Here is an 18,596-nt window from a genome sequence, read left to right as displayed (position 1 = left end):
AAGTCCTATCGTGTGGCGAGAAGGTAGGTGGCGGGGTCGAGCGTCTTGTCCCCGAAGAACACGGTGTAATGCAGATGCGGGCCGGTGGAGCGGCCGGAGTTGCCGGACAGGGCGATGACTTGCCCGCGTTGAATCGGGTCGCCCGGCTTGACCAGGATTTTGCTCAGATGGCCGAACAGGCTGCGATAGCCAAAGGGGTGGTCGATGACCACGCAGTTGCCGTAGCCCGTTTTCCACCCCGCGCTTTCGACCACACCGTTGGCGGTGGCGTGGATGGGGGTGCCGACGTTCACGCCGAAATCGACGCCGTTGTGAAACTCCAGCCCGCGGCCCAGCGGATTGGGACGCAGACCGTAATCGGAAGTGATGTCGGCGGAGCCCGGAACCGGCTCGCCCATCGGCCGCGCGGCTTCCAGTGCGGCCAGGTGTTGCGCCTGCGGCAGCAGCAGATTCAGTCGGGCGGCGATTAGGTCGACCTCGTCGTGCAGCATGGCCGGGGCATTGGCCAGATTCAGCGGCGCGGCGATGCCGCCCTGATTCCTGTTCCTTGCCTCCACCGGAAATTCCTGTGCGCGCTGCTGCACGAACCCGCGCATGGTGGTTGCCAGACTGTCCACTTTGGTTTTCAACGCAAGCAGATTGTTTGCCATGGCGCCGTTTTCGGCCTGGAGTCGGGCGTTGGCAGATTGGGTGGCCGCCGCTTGGGCTGCCAGCCGTTCGGCGCGCTGCCGGGCGTCTGCGCCGGACATCTGCGCCCAAGCCATGTAGAGCGTGATCGCCAGCCAGAGCGCCAGCGCCGCGCCGGCCCACAGCGCCACGCGCCGCAACGCGTCGAGATCGATGCGCAGGCTGTGCGCAGGGTGACCCGGCCGGGTGATGAGGATCTCCAGATGCCGCGAATGCGCCGCCGCACGCGCGCTCTCCGGCTTGCCGAACAGGGCAGAGAGCAGGGCGGGGCGCTTGGGCAGTCGCATCATCGGAAGTGCGCGGTCAAGAGGTCAGCAATTTTATCCATCGGGGGACGTCAACCCCCGCAAATGCAGGTGTCGTGCAGCAGACCAGAATGCTCCACCGGGCGCGGCCGAGGGGGGGCGATTGTGGTCTCACAACGCGGTGCACAAGGCCAAATCCCGCAGTACGCGGTCATCAAAACCTGACTGTATATTGCCTGGATGACAGCACATTCCCCCAACACAACGCCGAATTCCTCTGCGGGTAGCGACGCCATCCGCATCCACGGCGCCCGACAGAACAACCTCAAGAACCTCGACCTGGACATTCCGCTGGGACAGATCGTCGTGGTCACAGGGGTTTCGGGATCGGGCAAGAGCTCGTTGGTGTTCGACACGGTCTACGCCGAAGGCCAGCGGCGCTATGTCGAGACGTTTTCGCCGTACGCGCGACAGTTTCTCGATCGCATGGATCGGCCGCAGGTCGACCGCATCGAGGGCATCCCTCCGGCAATCGCCATTGACCAGACCAATCCGGTGCGCACCTCGCGCTCGACCGTGGGAACCATGACCGAACTGGCCGATCACCTCAAACTGCTGTTCGCCCGTGCGGCGCAGCTGGTTTGCCGCGGCTGCGGCGCGCCGGTCCGGCGGGATTCGGCGCAGAGCATCTCGGAGGACATCCAGCACCGCGCGCGGGAGCGGAGCGGCCTGCGATGTGCGGTGGTTTTTCCGGTCGCCATACCCCAGGGCATGACTGCCGAGCACATCACCCAGCAACTTGCCGCGCAGGGCTATACCCGCATCCTGGGCGAGCGGCAGACGGCGCAGGGCCTGGTGCTCGACGTAGTGCAGGACCGCCTGCGCCTGCCCGCGGACGACACCGCCCGGCTGAACGAAGCGGTGGAAGCCGCGCTGCGCTTCGGTCAGGGCCGCATGGAGGTGCGCGAACTCACCGGTGATTCGGCCGCGCCCGGCGCGCACTGGAAATATTCCGCCGATCTGCATTGCCCAGACTGCGACATCCATTACCGCGACCCGAGCCCCGGCCTGTTCAGCTTCAACTCGCCGGTCGGTGCCTGCGAGACCTGCCGCGGCTTTGGCCGGGTGATCGGCGTCGATCTCGACCTGGTGATTCCCGACCCGCGCAAGACCCTGCGCGCCGGCGCGGTCAAGCCCTGGCAGACGCAGAGCTTTGCCGAATGCCAGACCGATCTGGAGCGCTATGCGCCGCAGGCCGGGGTGCGGCTGGACGTGTCGTGGGCCGAGCTGACCGCGCGCGAACGCAACTGGGTGCTCGACGGCGACCCGGACTGGCGCGGCGACTGGCAAAAGCAGTTTTACGGCGTGCGCCGCTATTTCGACTGGCTGGAAAGCCGCGCTTACAAGATGCATGTGCGCGTGCTGCTGTCCAAATACCGCAGCTACACCGTCTGCCCGGCCTGCGCCGGGGCGCGGCTGAAAACCGAGGCGCTGCTGTGGCGCGTGGGCACGCGCCCGCAGGCGGACGCGGCGCTCGCGGGCGGCTATCAGCGGTTTCGCCCGGTCGGGGTGAACTGGAGCGAACCCACTCTGGCGGCGCTGCCCGGGCTGAGCCTGCACGACCTCAACAGCCTGCCGATTTCGCGCCTGCGGCAGTGGTTCGCCACACTCGCACTGCCCGGCGACATGGCCGCAGCGGCCAGCTCCATGCTGCTCGACAACATCCGCTCCCGGCTGGAATTCCTGTGCGACGTGGGGCTGGGCTACCTCACGCTGGACCGCCAGTCGCGCACCCTGTCCGGCGGCGAGGTGCAGCGCATCAACCTGACCACGGCGCTCGGCACCGCGTTGACGCAAACGCTGTTCGTGCTCGACGAACCGTCGATCGGTCTGCATCCGCGCGATCTGGACCGCCTCAGCGGGGTGCTGCAGCGGCTCAAGGACGCGGGCAACGCACTGCTGCTGGTCGAGCACGACCCGCAGCTCATGCGCGCCGCCGACTGGATGGTCGAAATCGGCCCCGGCCCGGGCGAGCGCGGCGGGCAGCTGGTGTTTCAGGGCACGGTCGCGCAGGCGCTGCAGGCGGACACGCTCACCGCACGCTACCTGCGCGGCGACAAGCGGGTGAGCGATGCGCTGCCGCGCCGCCGCACCCCGCGCCGCGATCAGGCCGGTGGGCTGCTCGCGCCGCGGCTCACTCTCGAAGGCGCACGCGAGCACAACCTCAAATCGCTCACGGTCGAGATTCCACTGGGCGCGATGACCGCGCTCACCGGCGTGTCGGGCTGCGGCAAGTCTACCCTGATCGGCGACGTGCTCTACCCCGCGCTGGCGCGTGCGCTGGGCAAGACCGCGCCCGCGCCCGGCGCGTTCGACCGGCTGCTCGGTGCCGAGCAGCTGGCCGACGTGGTGCTGGTCGACCAGTCGCCGATCGGCAAGACCGCGCGATCCAACCCGGTGAGCTTCGTCGGCGCGTTCGACGGCATCCGCGCGCTGTTCGCTGCGCTGCCTGCGGCGCGCGAGCGCGGCTACACCGCGGGCACCTTCAGTTTCAACAGCGGCGACGGCCGCTGCCCCACCTGCGGCGGCTCGGGTTTCGAGCATGTGGAAATGCAATTCCTCTCGGATGTCTATCTGCGCTGCCCAGATTGCGACGGCAAGCGCTACCGCCCCGAGGTGCTCGAACTGCGTCTGCCCGAGCAGGGCGGCTTTGGCGCGCTCGACATCGCCGAGGTGCTCGACCTCACCGTCGCCGAGGCGCTGCAGCGCTTCCGCGGCCACGCCGAGATCACCCGACCGCTGCAGGCTCTGGCCGACGTGGGGCTGGACTATCTGCGCCTGGGCCAGCCGACGCCGACGCTCTCCGGCGGCGAGGCGCAGCGCCTCAAGCTCGCCGGCTTTCTCGCCGAAGCCGCCAAATCGCGGCACGGACTGGCGCGCAAGGGCACGCTGTTCCTGTTCGACGAACCGACCACCGGGCTGCATTTCGACGACGTCGCCAAGCTGCTGCGCGCGCTGCGCAAGCTGCTCGACGCCGGGCACACCGTGGTGGTGATCGAGCACAACCTCGACGTGATCGCCGCGTCCGACTGGGTGATCGACCTCGGCCCGGAAGGCGGGGATGCGGGCGGCGCGTTGATCTTCGCCGGCCCGCCCGACGAACTCGCCGCCCGCGCCGCGTCGTTCACCGGCCAGGCGCTGGCGCGCGATGCGGCGGCACGCGACCACGCCCCACCCCGACCCTCCCCACAGTGTGGGGAGGGGGTTTTCACCTCCCCCACGCGTGGGGGAGGCCGGGAGGGGGAAGCAGCCAACGCGCCGCTGCTCCTCCAGGCCGCAGAGCCCGCTGCGGCGTACACCGACGCCGCCGGGCCGCACCTCGCGGCCGCGCTGCGCGCCGGCAAGTGCGGGTTCATCGCCATCCGCGGCGCACGTGAACACAATCTGCGCGGGCTCGATGTGGACATCCCGCGCGGGCAGATGACCGTGATCACCGGCGTGTCCGGCTCGGGCAAGTCCACGCTGGCGTTCGACGTGCTGTTCACCGAGGGGCAGCGGCGGTATCTGGAATCGATCAACGCCTACGCGCGGCAGTTCGTCCAGCCGGCGGCGCGTCCGGACGTCGAAGCCATTTTCGGCATCCCACCGACGGTGGCGATCGAGCAGCGCACCAGCCGCGGCGGGCGCAAGAGCACGGTCGGCACGCTCACCGAGGCGTATCACTTCCTGCGGCTGATCTACGCCAAGTGCGGCACGCAGTACTGCCCCGATTGCAACATCCCGATCGAGCCGCAGAGCGCGGACGCCATCGCTGCGCAGCTGCTGCGCGACTGGCGCGGCCAGCACATCGGCCTGCTCGCGCCGCTGGTGGTGCAGCGCAAGGGCTATTACACCGATCTGGCGGTGTGGGCGCGCAGCATGGGCCATACCCATCTGCGCGTGGACGGCGCCTTCGTCCCGACCGATCCCTGGCCACGGCTGGACCGTTTCAAGGAGCACAGCATCGAGCTGCCGGTGGGCGATCTGGTGGTGGGCCCGGACAACGAACCCGAGCTGCGCGCGCTGTTGCGCCGCGCGCTGGCGCTGGGCAAGGGCGTGGTGCTGGTGCTCGCCCCGCTCGATGGGTTGAAGGATGCGATGGCCAGCGGCCAGCCCGAGCCGGCGATGCGCAGCCTGCTGCTGTCGACCAAGCGCGCCTGCCCGGGGTGCGGGCGGAGTTTTCGCGAACTCGATCCGCGGCAGTTTTCGTACAACTCGCCGACCGGCTGGTGCCCGACCTGCTTCGGCACCGGCGAACTGATCGCCGGGTTCGACGCCGCGCAGACCGGCGAAGAAGCGGCCTGGACCGAGGTCGAGGGTGAGAAATCCGCACCGCGCAGCAAGGCAGGCAAGGGCTCCAAGCCGATTCCCGCAACCGAGGCGCCTGCGCCGACAACCTGCCCAAGCTGCCACGGCGCCCGGCTCAACCGCGACAGCCTTGCGGTGCAGTTCCGCGCGCAGTCCATTGCCCAGCTCGCCGCGCGCGATGTGGACACGGCCAGCGCCTGGTTCGATGCGCTGCAGCTCAGCCCGCGCGAGGCCGAGATCGCGCGCGATGCGATCAGCGAAATCCGCAGTCGCCTGGCGTTCCTGCGCCAGGTGGGACTGGGCTATCTCGGGCTGGACCGCGCCGCGCCCACGCTCTCTGGCGGCGAGGCGCAGCGCATCCGGCTCGCGGCGCAACTCGGCAGCAATCTGCGCGGGGTGTGCTATGTGCTGGACGAGCCGACCATCGGTCTGCATCCGCGCGACAACCGCATCCTGCTCGACGCGCTGGCCACACTCAAGGCCAAGGGCAACACCCTGGTCGTGGTCGAACATGACGAAGACACCATGCGCCGCGCCGATCATCTCATCGACATCGGCCCCGGCGCGGGCCGTCGCGGCGGGCAGGTGGTTGCCAGCGGCACCCTGCAGTCCGTGCTGGAGCAGGCCGACACCGCGACCGCCCGCAGCCTCCGTGACCCGATGCCCTGGCCGCTGCAACCGCGCCCGCTCACCAGCACGCAAACCCCTGCGCTGCATCTGCACAGCGCGCATCTGCACAATCTGCAGGGCCTCAGCGCACGGTTTCCGCGCGGGCGGCTGAGTGTGGTCACCGGCGTGTCCGGCTCGGGAAAATCCACCCTGGCACGGGACGTGCTGCTGCCCGCGCTGCGTCAGCGCCTTGGCGGCGATCGCTCCGATCTGCCGAGTGCCGCCGATCTCACCGGGTGGGAAGGCCTGGAGCGCGTGCTCGAAGTCGATCAGTCGCCCATCGGCAAGACGCCGCGCTCGTGCGCCGCGACCTATCTGGGCATCTGGGAAGCGATCCGCCAGCTGTTTGCCGACACCGAAGAGGCCCGCGTTCGCGGCTACACCGCCAGCCGGTTCTCCTTCAACACCGGTCCCGGCCGCTGTCCGACCTGCGAAGGGCAGGGCGCGGTGAAGGTAGCGATGAACTTCCTGCCCGACGTCACCGTGCCCTGCACCGACTGCAATGGTCTGCGGTTCAACCCGGAAACCCTGGCCGTGCGTCTGCGTGGCCGCAACGCCGGGGAGGTGTTGCAGATGGAAGTCGATGAAGCCGTGGAGTTTTTCGGCGCGCACCGCAAGCTGCATCACGCCCTGCAACTGTTGCAGGACGTGGGCCTGGGCTATCTGCAGCTTGGCCAGCCCAGCCCGTTTCTGTCGGGCGGCGAGGCGCAGCGCATCAAGCTGGTCACCGAACTCGCCACCGCCGGAACCCGGCCCACGGTGTATGTACTGGACGAACCCACGGTGGGTCTGCACAAGACCGATACCGAAAAGCTCATCCGCGTGCTGCACCGGCTCACCGACAGCGGCCACACTGTGGTGGTGATCGAACACGACCTCGACATGATGGCCAACGCCGATTGGCTGATCGACCTCGGCCCCGAAGGGGGCAAGGGCGGAGGGCGGCTGGTGAAGCAAGGCACAGTCAAGGATTTCCTGCAAGCGGGCGCTGCGGGCCACACCGCGCAGGCCCTGCGTGACGCCTGGGCACAGCACGCCGCTGGCGGGCAGCGGCCGGTCATCTGAGCAGTCTTATGTCATATACAAGACTGTTTCAGTCCGGCGTTGCAGCGGCATAGAATGCGCGGGTTACACCCTCAGGAGACCCCTCATGGATCAGCACATCCGCATTCCCGCCGGAGAAAAAATCACGGTCAACCCGGACTTTTCGCTCAACGTTCCCGATCACCCCATCATCCCCTACATCGAGGGCGACGGTACGGGCTTCGACATCACCCCAGTGATGATCAAGGTGGTCGATGCGGCAGTCGAAAAGGCCTACGGCGGCAAGCGCAAGATCGCCTGGATGGAAATTTTCGCGGGGGAAAAAGCCACCCGTGTCTACGGCCCGGACGTCTGGCTGCCTGAAATCACCCTGCAGATCCTCAAAGACTACGTGGTGTCGATCAAAGGTCCGCTCACCACACCCGTGGGCGGCGGCATCCGCTCGCTCAACGTGGCGCTGCGGCAGGAACTTGACCTGTATGTCTGCCTGCGCCCGGTGCGCTACTTTCAGGGCGTGCCCTCGCCGGTGAAGCAGCCGGAAAAGACCAACATGGTCATCTTCCGCGAGAACTCGGAAGACATCTACGCCGGGATCGAATGGGCGGCCGAGTCGGACGGTGCGAAGAAGGTGGTGCATTTCCTCATCAACGAGATGGGGGTGAAAAAAATCCGCTTCCCCGACACCTCGGGCATCGGCATCAAGCCGGTGTCGCGCCAGGGCACCGAGCGGCTGGTGCGCAAGGCCATGCAATACGCGATCGACAACGACCGCAAGTCCGTCACCCTGGTGCACAAGGGCAACATCATGAAGTTCACCGAAGGCGCCTTCCGCGACTGGGGCTATGGCCTGGCGCAGAAGGAATTCGGTGCCCAATTGCTCGACGGCGGGCCGTGGATGACCTTCAAGAACCCCAGGACCGGGCGCGATATCGTGGTCAAGGACATGATCGCCGATGCCTTCCTGCAGCAAATCCTGCTGCGCCCCGAGGAATATGACGTGATCGCCACGCTCAACCTCAACGGGGACTACATCTCCGACGCGCTCGCCGCGCAGGTGGGCGGCATCGGCATCGCGCCGGGGGCGAACCTGTCCGACAGCGTGGCCATGTTCGAGGCGACCCACGGCACCGCACCGAAATACGCCGGCAAGGACTATGTCAACCCCGGCTCGGAAATCCTCTCGGCCGAGATGATGCTGCGTCACATGGGGTGGTTCGAGGCGGCAGACCGCATCATTGCCAGCATGGAAAAATCCATCCTGTCCAAGCAGGTGACCTACGACTTCGCCCGCCTGCTGCCCGGTGCCACACAGGTGAGCTGCTCCGGCTTTGGGCAGGTGATGATCGACCACATGTGAGTTCGAGCCTGCGGAGCTCCGCGCACTCTCAGGGACACAGGGCCGCCCCAAAATTCCTTGACCCCCACGAGGGGCAGGTCGGCGAGCCGACCCAGGGGGGCTCAAAAAGAAGACCGCCCTGTGCGGTCTTTTTTCCTGGACGAACCGCATGCGGAAACACCCCCTCTTGCAATCCAGAAAGCCCCCCGCAAATGCATGGCTCGGCACCTGCCTGTCCCAACCTGCGACGCCCTGCGGAATTACCCTCGGAAGCAGACAGACAACAGCAGACCTCCCTACAATTTTGCTCATGGCTGCATCCAATCCAACCCCTCCAGATGACGGCGGCGCTGTCGTCGTTGAACGCCAGACGCTGCGGCTGAAGCCGCCGTCGATGTATCAGGTCATCCTGCTCAACGACAACTTCACGCCCATGGAATTCGTGGTTGTCGTGATTCAGCACTTTTTCAATAAAGACCGCGAAACGGCGACGCAAATCATGTTAAAAGTGCATCAGGATGGGCGCGGCGTTTGCGGGGTCTATACCCGCGACATCGCGGCCACCAAGGTGGAGCAGGTGATCGGTGCGGCCCGTCAGGCCGGTCACCCCTTGCAGTGTGTGATGGAAGCCATTTAGGAGGCTCGTGATGATTGCGCAAGAACTGGAAGTCAGCCTGCACATGGCTTTTGTCGAGGCGCGCCAACAGCGCCACGAATTCATTACCGTCGAGCATCTGCTGCTTGCACTGCTCGACAACCCCTCTGCTGCCGAGGTACTGCGCGCGTGTTCGGCCAATCTGGACGATCTGCGCAAGAGTCTCACCGCGTTCATCAAGGAAAACACCCCCATCGTGCCGGGCTCGGACGATGTGGACACCCAGCCCACGCTGGGTTTCCAGCGGGTGATCCAGCGCGCCATCATGCATGTGCAATCCACCTCCAACGGCAAGAAAGAGGTGACCGGCGCCAATGTGCTGGTGGCCATCTTCAGCGAAAAGGATTCGCACGCGGTCTATTACCTGCACCAGCAGGGCGTCACGCGGCTGGATGTGGTGAACTTTCTCTCGCATGGCATCCGCAAGTCCGAGCCGGTGGAGCCGGCCAAGTCGGCCTCGTCGCCCAGTGATGATGCGGATGAGAAAGAGGGCAAGGAATCACCGCTCGACCAGTTCACGCAGAACCTCAACCTGCTGGCGCAGCAAGGCAAGATCGATCCGCTCATCGGCCGGGAGCATGAGGTGGAGCGTGTGATCCAGGTTCTGTGCCGTCGCCGCAAGAACAACCCGCTGCTGGTGGGCGAGGCTGGCGTGGGCAAGACCGCCATTGCCGAGGGCCTGGCCTGGCGCATCACTCAGGGGCAGGTGCCCGCCATTCTCGAGAACGCCGTGGTCTATTCACTCGACATGGGCGCGTTACTGGCCGGCACCAAGTACCGGGGTGACTTTGAGCAGCGTCTGAAGGCCGTGCTCAAGCAGCTCAGGGAAAAGCCGCACGCGGTGCTGTTCATCGACGAAATTCACACCCTCATCGGCGCGGGATCGGCCTCTGGCGGCACGCTCGATGCCAGCAATCTGCTCAAACCCGCGTTGTCTTCGGGGCAGTTGCGGTGCATCGGCGCCACCACCTTCACCGAGTATCGTGGCATTTTCGAAAAGGACGCCGCGCTGTCGCGCCGCTTTCAGAAGATCGACGTGGTCGAGCCCAGTGTGCAGCAGACCGTTGAAATCCTGCGCGGCCTCAAGTCGCGGTTCGAAGAGCATCACGGGGTGAAGTATTCACCCGGTGCGCTGTCTGCTGCGGCCGAACTCTCCGCCAAGTACATCAACGACCGCCACCTGCCCGACAAGGCCATCGATGTCATCGACGAGGCCGGTGCGGCGCAGCGCATTCTGCCCAAGAGCAAGCAGAAGAAGACCATCGGCAAGATCGAGATCGAGGAAATCATCTCCAAGATCGCCCGCGTGCCGGTGCACAGCGTGACCACCGACGACCGTTCCAAGCTCAGGAATCTCGACCGTGACCTGAAAAACGTCGTGTTTGGACAAGAAGCCGCCATCGACGCGCTGGCCGCCGCCATCAAGATGGCCCGTTCCGGCCTGGGCAAGCCTGACAAGCCCATCGGCGCCTTCCTGTTCAGCGGCCCGACTGGCGTCGGCAAAACCGAGGTCGCCAAGCAGCTCGCGTTCACCCTGGGCGTCGATCTCATCCGCTTCGACATGTCCGAATACATGGAGCGGCACACCGTATCGCGCCTGATCGGCGCGCCACCGGGCTATGTTGGATTCGACCAGGGCGGCCTGCTCACCGAGGCTGTGACCAAGAAGCCGCATGCCGTGCTGCTTCTCGATGAAATCGAGAAAGCGCATCCCGATGTGTTCAACGTGCTGCTGCAGGTCATGGACAACGGCACCCTCACCGACAACAACGGGCGCAAGGCCGATTTCCGCAACATCATTCTGATCATGACCACGAATGCCGGTGCGGAAGCCATGCAGAAATCCACCATCGGCTTCACGACCAAGCGCGAGCAGGGCGACGAGATGGCCGATATCAAGCGGCTGTTCACTCCGGAGTTCCGCAACCGGCTCGATGCAACCATCAGCTTCAAGCCGCTGGACGAAACCATCATCCTGCGCGTGGTCGACAAGTTCCTGCTCCAGCTCGAAGGCCAGCTGGCCGAGAAGAAAGTGGACATCACGTTCTCCGACGCCCTGCGCAAGCATCTGGCCAAGGCCGGGTTCGACCCACTCATGGGCGCCCGCCCGATGCAGCGTCTCATCCAGGACACACTGCGCCGCGCGCTGGCCGACGAACTCCTGTTCGGCCGTCTGGTCGATGGCGGCCGGGTGTCGGTCGATATCGACGAAACCGCAGCCGACAAAGAGAAGATCAAGCTCGACATCACCCCGCCTGAACCACGGGCGAAGAGGAAAGAGGCAGAAGACGCCGCTGTGTGAGGGTTGTTCGTGCCGATTGAATTTGACGCGAGTCAAATTTCATTCGGCACAAGCAAACCATGTTTCACCGCGTGAACAGGTCTGCATCCGCCCGCCTTGCGGCGTGGGTTGTGCAGACCATCTCCAGGCCGTCGGCCGCTGATGCGCATCCAGTCGGGCAGGCCAGTCCATAGCCACGGCGCGACACCGTCATTCGGTGCTGCGCACAACTGGGTTCAGCCGCTGTGGGCGCGCAGGTAGTCGATGGAGGCAGCGGTTTCGGCGCTCAGGCCCTGAGCGTTCTGCGACAGCAGGGCGTTCTCGATTTTCGTTGCCAGGGTCTTGCCCAGTTCCACACCCCACTGGTCAAAGGGGTTGATGCCGTAGAGCCAGCCCTCAACGACCGTGCGGTGCTCGTACAGCGCCAGCAGAGCGCCCAGGTGATAGGCGCTCAGGCGTTCCATCCAGATGAAGGTGGAGGGGCGGCCCCCAGGGCAGGCGCGGTGGTGGGCGGCGCGCGCGGCGGCTTCCTGGCTCATGCCCTGCGACATGAGTTCGACCTGCCAGCTGGAGGCGTCCTTTCCGTTCCACAGCGCATCGGCCTGACCGAGCGCATTGGCCAGCAGCGCGAGGTGCTCGCGCAGATGTTTGTGCCACGGATGCGCGACGGCGACGATTTCGTGGAACACCGGCACAGCCGCCTGGTGCAGCAGCTGGAAATAGGTGTGCTGCACCGGAGTGCCCACGCCGCTGATCACCGCCGGGCCGCTGACGTGGACCGGCTGCATGCCGTCGGCGCTGGTGGATTTGCCCAGCGATTCCATCAGCAGTTGCTGCAGGTACAGCGGCATGCGCGAGAAGGCATCGCCATACAGGCCGATGGACAGCAGCGGCAGACCGAATCGCACGCGGTAGGCGTGCGACAGCCCGGCCATGAGGCCCGGCGCGCTGCTCTCCAGCGGGGTGTTGAGGAAGTGGGCATCCATCGCATGCGCGCCGGCGTGGAGCTGGGTGACCGTCTCGCGGCCAAAGGCCAGCAGCAACACCATGCCGTGGGTACTCCACAACGAGAAGCGGCCGCCGATCTCCGGCATGGAGCGGAAGATCTGATCGGCGGGCAGGCCAAAGCGCTGCAGCGCCAGCTCGGCGTTGGCGGTCAGCGCCACCAGCCGCTCGCGGGCCTTGTCGGCGCCGATCGCGTCTCCGAGCCAGCGCTGGGCAATATCGGCGTTGCGCATCACTTCCTGGGTGCGGAAGGACTTGCTGTTGATGAGGATCCAGGTGCATTCGGGAACTGCTGCAGCCAGCGCGGCGTCGATGGTGGCACCGTCGAGGTTGGCCACCCAGTGCACGCGGCAGCGGGGTGTCTGCAGCACCGACAGCGCGGTGTGGAGCGCGAGCATCGGAGTTTCGGAGCCGCCGGCGCCCAGGTGAATGATGTCCAGCCCCTGCGGTCCAGCTGCCTCGACCTGTGCATCGACCCAATCGGCCATGCGGGCGAATTCGCCGTGCAGAAAATCGGCTGCAGCCTGCGAGGGCGCGTCCATGCCTTGGCTGCCCAGACGCGACAGGACGTGCCAGGCTGGCCGGTTTTCGCTGCCGTTGAGCACCGTCTTGTTCACCAGATCCTGCGGCTTGTTGGGCAGCGCAGCGAGGGTCTTGAGCGCGGTGGCCAGCGCCTGCTCGCCGTGACGGGTGAACTCAAGCCGCAGGCCGGCGGTGTCGATGGTCTTGGGTGTGGGCATATGCGTTGAACAGCCGTTGGGTTGATGTGACGGTACAGGGCAACACCGAACAAGTCCCTTGCGCGCTGCGCATCCGGCCTGCGGGCGGTCTGCGGCGTTGCACATCCTCGCCATAGCTTGGGCTATGGCGAGGATGTGCGCCTTGCAGCCCATCTCGTAACCCGACGCGCAGCATCACAAGGACTCATTCAGTGTCGCCATAGGCTTCAGCTTAGCAAGGGCTTGGTGTGCCAGATCTGCTCGGCGTATTCGGCGATGGTGCGGTCGGAGGAGAACGGCCCCATGCCGGCCACATTGGTGAGTGCCTTTTTCGCCCATTCATCGGGTTTGCGGTAGAGCGCATCGACCTTGGCCTGCGTGGCGATATAGCTGGCATAGTCGGCCAGCAGCATGTAGTGGTCGCCCCAGTTGACCAGCAGGTCGTAGATGCTCTGGTAGCGATGCGGTTCCTCGGGGCTGAAGCGGCCATCGCGAATCGCGTCGAGCACACGGGCGAGTTCCGGATTGCCGCTGACGATGGCCTGGGGCTGATAGCCGGTCATGCGCAGGTCGGTCACTTCGCCTGCGGTCATGCCGAAGATGAAAATGTTGTCGGCTCCGACGTTCTCCTGGATTTCCACATTGGCGCCGTCAAGGGTGCCGATGGTCAGCGCGCCGTTGACGGCCAGTTTCATGTTGCCGGTGCCCGAGGCCTCGGTGCCCGCGGTGGAGATTTGCTCGGACAGATCGGCCGCGGGAATGATGACTTCGGCCGCGCTCACGCTGTAGTTCGGTACGAACACCACCTTGAGCAAGTCGCCCACGCGGTCATCGTTGTTGATGGTCTTGGACACATCGTTGATGAGCTGGATGATGAGCTTGGCCATGTGATAGGCCGAGGCCGCCTTGCCGGAGAAGATCACCACGCGCGGCACGGTCACGCTGCCGGGCTGTTCGAGGATGCGCAGATAGCGGGTGATGACGTGCAGCACGTTGAGCAACTGGCGCTTGTATTCGTGAATGCGCTTGACCTGCACGTCGTACAGCGCGTCCACCGGAATGGTCATGTTGTGATGCGTTTTGAGCCACGCGGCGAACCGCACCTTGTTGCTGCGCTTGGCGGCCTGGAACTTGTGGATGAGTGACGCGTCGCCCAGCATGGGGCGGAGCTTGGCCAGCTCGGACAGATCGCGCCGCCAATGGACGCCAATCGTCTCGTCGAGCAGCGCGGCCAGCGGCGGATTGGCCAGCGCCAGCCAGCGGCGCTGGGTGATGCCGTTGGTCTTGTTGTTGAAGCGGTTGGGCCAGATCTTGGCGAAGTCGGCAAAGATGGACTGCTGCATCAGTTCGGAATGCAGCGCCGACACACCGTTGACCGAGTGGCTGGCGAGCACGGCCAGGTAGGCCATGCGGACCGAGCGCGTGCCCGATTCGTTGACCAGCGAGACATGGCGCATCAGGTTCACGTCGTGCCCGTGCTTTTGCGTCAGGCGGGTGAGGAAGTGGGCGTTGATGTCGAGAATGATCTGCAGGTGGCGGGGCAGCACGCGGCCCAGCATGTCGATCGGCCAGGTTTCCAGCGCCTCCGACATGAGGGTGTGGTTGGTGTAGGAGAACACGCCCTGGCAGATGCGCCAGGCGTCGTTGAACGGCAGGTGGTGCACGTCAAGGAACAGGCGCATCAGCTCGGGAATGGCGAGCACCGGATGGGTGTCGTTGAGGTGGATGGACACCTTGTCGGCGAACTGGTCGAAGGTGGAATGCGTCTGCAGGTAACGGCGCACCAGGTCCTGCACACTGGCGCTGCAGAAAAAGTATTCCTGGTGCAGCCGCAGCTCGCGCCCGGCGTCGGTCGAGTCGTCGGGGTAGAGCACGCGCGAGACGTTTTCGGAGTGGTTTTTCTGTTCGACCGCGCCGAAGTAGTCGCCCCGGTTGAAGGCGCTCAGGTCGATTTCCCTGGTGGCCTTGGCCGACCACAGCCGCAGGGTGTTGGTGGTCGAGGTGTCATAGCCGGGGATGATGGTGTCATAGGCCATGGCCTCGACATCGTGGGTGTCCACCCAGCGGGCGCGGTCGCCTTCCTTGACGACATGGCCGCCGAACTGCACGCGGTACACCACCTCGGGGCGTGGAAATTCCCAGGGGTTGCCGGCGGTGAGCCAGTAGTCGGGCGTCTCCACCTGGCGGCCATCGACAATGGTCTGGCGGAACATGCCGTAGTCGTAGCGGATGCCGTAGCCGGTGCCGGGAATGCCCAGCGTGGCCATGCTGTCGAGAAAGCAGGCGGCCAGACGGCCCAGGCCACCGTTGCCCAAGGCGGCATCGGGTTCGAGGTCGGCAATGGCGTCCATGTCCACACCGAGTTCGGCCAGCGCGGCGCGCAGCGACTCCGTGAGTTTGAGCGCGATCAGGGCGTTGCTGAAGGCGCGGCCGATGAGAAACTCCATCGACATGTAGTAGACCTGCTTGGCGTCCTTGGCATTGCGCGTGTGCGTGGTGTCGAACCAGCGCTGCACCATCAGGTCGCGCACGGCATACGAGGCCGCGTGCAGCCAGTCCACCGGCTGGGCGGACTGCGGGTCCTTGCCGATCTGGAACATCAGCTTGTTGGAAATCGCGCGCTTGAGCGCTGCAACGTCGTGGGGCGGCGTGTCGTGGACAAAGGGGATGGCGGCGGCTTCGGGGATGGGCGGGTTGGGTTCGGGAGTCATGTTGATGCGCGAGAAAGATCGGGGAGGGCGGCGATGTACACCGCGCGGTAATGCTGGGCCGCTTGCGTCCAGCTGAAATTCTGATGCATGCCGGTTTGCCGCACCCGAGCCCAGGCGCGCGGCTGGCGGTACAAGGCCAGCGCGCGACGGACCGCATGACGGTAATCCGCCTCGGAAAAGTTAGCAAAAACGATGCCTGTTGCGGTCGCGTCGTCCAGGGTGGCGAGATCGGCGTCGATCACGGTATCAGCCAGACCGCCCACGGCCCGCACCAGCGGCAGACTGCCATAGAGCAGGCCATACATCTGGGTCAGGCCGCAGGGCTCGAAACGCGAGGGGACGAGGGTGATGTCGCTGCCGGCAAAGATGCGGTGGGCGAGCGGCTCGTCGTAACCCACGCGCAGCGCCACGTGTCCCTTGTGCGACTGCGCGGCGTGGCGGAAGGCGTTTTCGAGCTCGTGATCGCCGCTGCCCAGCACCAGCAGTTGCCCGCCGCCCTGCAAGATGGTGTCAATTCCGGCGAGGACCAGGTTGAGCCCCTTTTGCTCGGTGAGGCGGCTGACCACGGTGAACAGCGGCGCGTCCTTGCTCACCGTGAGCCCGGCTTCCTCTTGCAGCGCGGCTTTGCATTTGGCCTTGCCGGCCAGATGATCGGCGGTGTAATGACGGGGAATGTGGATGTCGGTTGCGGGGTTCCACACCTGGGTGTCGACCGCGTTGAGAATGCCGGTCAGGTCGCTCCGGCGGGTCCGCAGCAGGCCGTCGAGGCCGAAGCCCTGCTCGGCGGTCTGGACTTCGCGTGCATAGGTGGGACTGACGGTGGTGATCTTGTCGGCGTAGAACAGCCCGGCCTTCATGAAGGAGATCTGGCCGTGAAATTCCAGCCCGTCCACCTGAAAGGCCGACGGCGGCAGGCCCAGATCGCCGAATACATCGGCGGAAAAAATGCCCTGATACGCCAGGTTGTGCACCGTGAATACGCAGGGCACCTGCTTGCCCGCAGTGAGTTTCAGACAGGCTGGAACCAGCCCGGCATGCCAGTCGTGGCCGTGGACGACTTGCGGCGTCCAGTCTGGGTCGAAGTCGCGTGCCAGCCGCGCCGCGCACCAGGCCAGTGCGGCGAAGCGGCGATGGTTGTCGGCGTAGGGGCGGCGCTGCGCGTCTTCGTAGGGGTTGCCGGGACGGTCGTACAGGCCGGGTGCCTCCAGGACATACGCGCGCACCGCAGCGCCCTCGGCACCCTGCACGGCAGGAAGCGCGCCCGACAGCACCCTGACGGATTCGCCCCAGGGCAGCGAAAACTGGCCGATGGCGGTGGCGTCCTGCAATCCGGCAACGATGGCGGGAAAGCCGGGCAGCAGCACACGCACATCGCATGCTGCAGTGGCCAGCGCAGCGGGCAGGGCGCCTGCAATGTCGGCCAGACCGCCGGTCTTGAGAAGGGGAAAGATTTCTGCGCTGACCTGCAGCACGCGGAGGCAGCCGCTGCCATCAGGCCGCTGGGTCGCAGCGGGCGCAGCCTGACCGGGAGGACGCGTGTCAGTCATCGTCTTCCTCGTTGAGCTCTGCCTCGCCCAGCGCGCGCAGCATCTTCTTGGTCACCAGCACCACGCCGCCGCTGGTGCGCTCGAAGCGCTTGGCGTCGAGCACCGGGTCTTCGCCGATGACCATGCCCTCGGGCAGCACGCAGCCGCGGTCGATGATGACCTTGTTGAGATGGCACGAGCGGTTGACCACCACATCGGGCAACAGCACGCATTCATTGAGGGTGCAGAACGAATGCACCCGCACATTGGAGAACAGCACCGAGTTGCTGACCGCCGAGCCCGAGATGATGCAGCCGCCCGACACCATCATGTTGATCGTCTGGCCGTGGCTGCCGTTATGGTCCTGCACGAACTTGGCGGGAGGGAGCTGGCGCTGGCTGGTCCAGATCGGCCATTCGGTGTCGTAGAGATTGAGCTCGGGCATCACCGAGGCCAGGTCGAGGTTGGCGGCCCAGAACGCATCGAGCGTGCCGACATCGCGCCAGTACGGCTTGCTCTGCTGCCCGCCCTGCACGCAGGACATCGAGAACGGATGCGCATGCGCCATGCCCTCGCGCACCGCCTTGGGGATGATGTCCTTGCCGAAATCGTGCGAGGAGGCCGCGTCGGCCATGTCCTCCTCGAGCATGCGGTACAGATAGGCGGCGTTGAAGATGTAGATGCCCATGCTGGCCAGCGACATCGCCTCGTTTCCCGGCATGCCCGGCGGGTTGGCGGGCTTCTCGACGAACTCGACGATCTTGCGGCTGGCGTCGATGGCCATCACGCCGAAGGCGCTGGCTTCGGCGCGCGGCACTTCGATGCAGCCCACCGTGACCTGCGCGCCGCTGGTGGCGTGATCCTGCAGCATGATGGAATAGTCCATCTTGTAGACATGATCACCGGCGAGGACGACCACGTACTCGGGCTTGCTCGACTGGATGATGTCGATGTTCTGATACACCGCATCGCCCGTGCCGCGGTACCAGTGTTCCTCGTCGACCCGCTGCTGCGCGGGCAGCAGATCGACCATTTCGTTGAGCTCGGCGCGCAGAAAGCTCCAGCCGCGCTGCAGGTGGCGCAGCAGCGAATGCGACTTGTACTGGGTGATGACGCCGATGCGGCGGATGCCGGAATTCACACAGTTGGACAGCGCAAAGTCGATGATGCGGAACTTGCCGCCGAAATACACCGCGGGCTTGGCCCGCTTGTCGGTGAGCTGCTTGAGTCGCGAGCCGCGCCCACCGGCCAGCACCAGGGCGATCGAGCGGCGCACCAGCATGTGCGGCTGGGTCTGGCGGTCTTGCAGGGACATCGGGCTCAGCGGTTGGTTCTGATTCATGGCAGGTCTCCTGGGTTTTTTTAGGGGGC

Annotated in this window: 9 protein-coding genes; 4 read left to right on the top strand and 5 right to left on the bottom strand. The window is 65.6% G+C overall.

The annotated features are described in order from the left end of the window. Nucleotides 1–5: 5 nt before the first annotated feature. Nucleotides 6–977 carry a M23 family metallopeptidase gene (locus AC1ZQA_RS08950; RefSeq protein ID WP_482676626.1) on the bottom strand — a complete coding sequence of 324 codons (972 nt, stop codon included), beginning with the start codon at nt 975–977 and terminating at the stop codon, nt 6–8. Nucleotides 978–1,172: 195 nt separating this feature from the next. Here AC1ZQA_RS08950 and uvrA point away from each other — a divergent pair, with 195 nt between their 5' ends. The 4 genes from uvrA (at nt 1,173) to clpA (ending at nt 11,285) form a co-directional block, all read left to right on the top strand. Then, on the top strand, nt 1,173–7,013 hold the full coding sequence (gene uvrA / locus AC1ZQA_RS08945) for an excinuclease ABC subunit UvrA (RefSeq protein ID WP_482676625.1): 5,841 nt from the start codon (nt 1,173–1,175) through the stop codon (nt 7,011–7,013). 85 nt (nt 7,014–7,098) lie between these two features. Further along, a complete protein-coding gene (gene icd, locus AC1ZQA_RS08940) occupies nt 7,099–8,349 on the top strand; it encodes an NADP-dependent isocitrate dehydrogenase (RefSeq protein WP_482676624.1) in 1,251 nt (416 codons plus the stop codon). A gap of 289 nt (nt 8,350–8,638) precedes the next feature. Next, entirely contained in the window at nt 8,639–8,965 is a 327-nt protein-coding gene (gene clpS, locus AC1ZQA_RS08935; RefSeq protein ID WP_482676623.1) for an ATP-dependent Clp protease adapter ClpS, read from the top strand. Between the two features lie 10 nt (nt 8,966–8,975). Then, a complete protein-coding gene (clpA, locus tag AC1ZQA_RS08930) occupies nt 8,976–11,285 on the top strand; it encodes an ATP-dependent Clp protease ATP-binding subunit ClpA (RefSeq protein WP_482676622.1) in 2,310 nt (769 codons plus the stop codon). 215 nt (nt 11,286–11,500) lie between these two features. Here clpA and AC1ZQA_RS08925 read toward each other — a convergent pair whose 3' ends face one another. From AC1ZQA_RS08925 to glgC, 4 genes are all read right to left on the bottom strand, one after another. Next, nucleotides 11,501–13,009 carry a phosphoheptose isomerase gene (locus AC1ZQA_RS08925; RefSeq protein WP_482676621.1) on the bottom strand — a complete coding sequence of 503 codons (1,509 nt, stop codon included), beginning with the start codon at nt 13,007–13,009 and terminating at the stop codon, nt 11,501–11,503. Nucleotides 13,010–13,215: 206 nt separating this feature from the next. Next, nucleotides 13,216–15,699 carry a glycogen/starch/alpha-glucan phosphorylase gene (locus tag AC1ZQA_RS08920; RefSeq protein WP_482676620.1) on the bottom strand — a complete coding sequence of 828 codons (2,484 nt, stop codon included), beginning with the start codon at nt 15,697–15,699 and terminating at the stop codon, nt 13,216–13,218. Then, a complete protein-coding gene (gene glgA / locus AC1ZQA_RS08915; protein ID WP_482676619.1) occupies nt 15,696–17,246 on the bottom strand; it encodes a glycogen synthase GlgA in 1,551 nt (516 codons plus the stop codon). The genes AC1ZQA_RS08920 and glgA overlap by 4 nt, the downstream gene beginning before the upstream one ends. Further along, nucleotides 17,239–18,567, bottom strand: a complete 1,329-nt coding sequence (glgC, locus tag AC1ZQA_RS08910; RefSeq protein ID WP_482676618.1) for a glucose-1-phosphate adenylyltransferase — start codon at nt 18,565–18,567, stop codon at nt 17,239–17,241. Before glgC ends, glgA begins: the two co-directional genes overlap by 8 nt. Between the last annotated feature and the right edge of the window lie 29 nt (nt 18,568–18,596).

This window comes from Thiomonas sp. DCM-2, from assembly GCF_056820905.1.
This window is presented reverse-complemented; position numbering and strand designations above follow the sequence as displayed.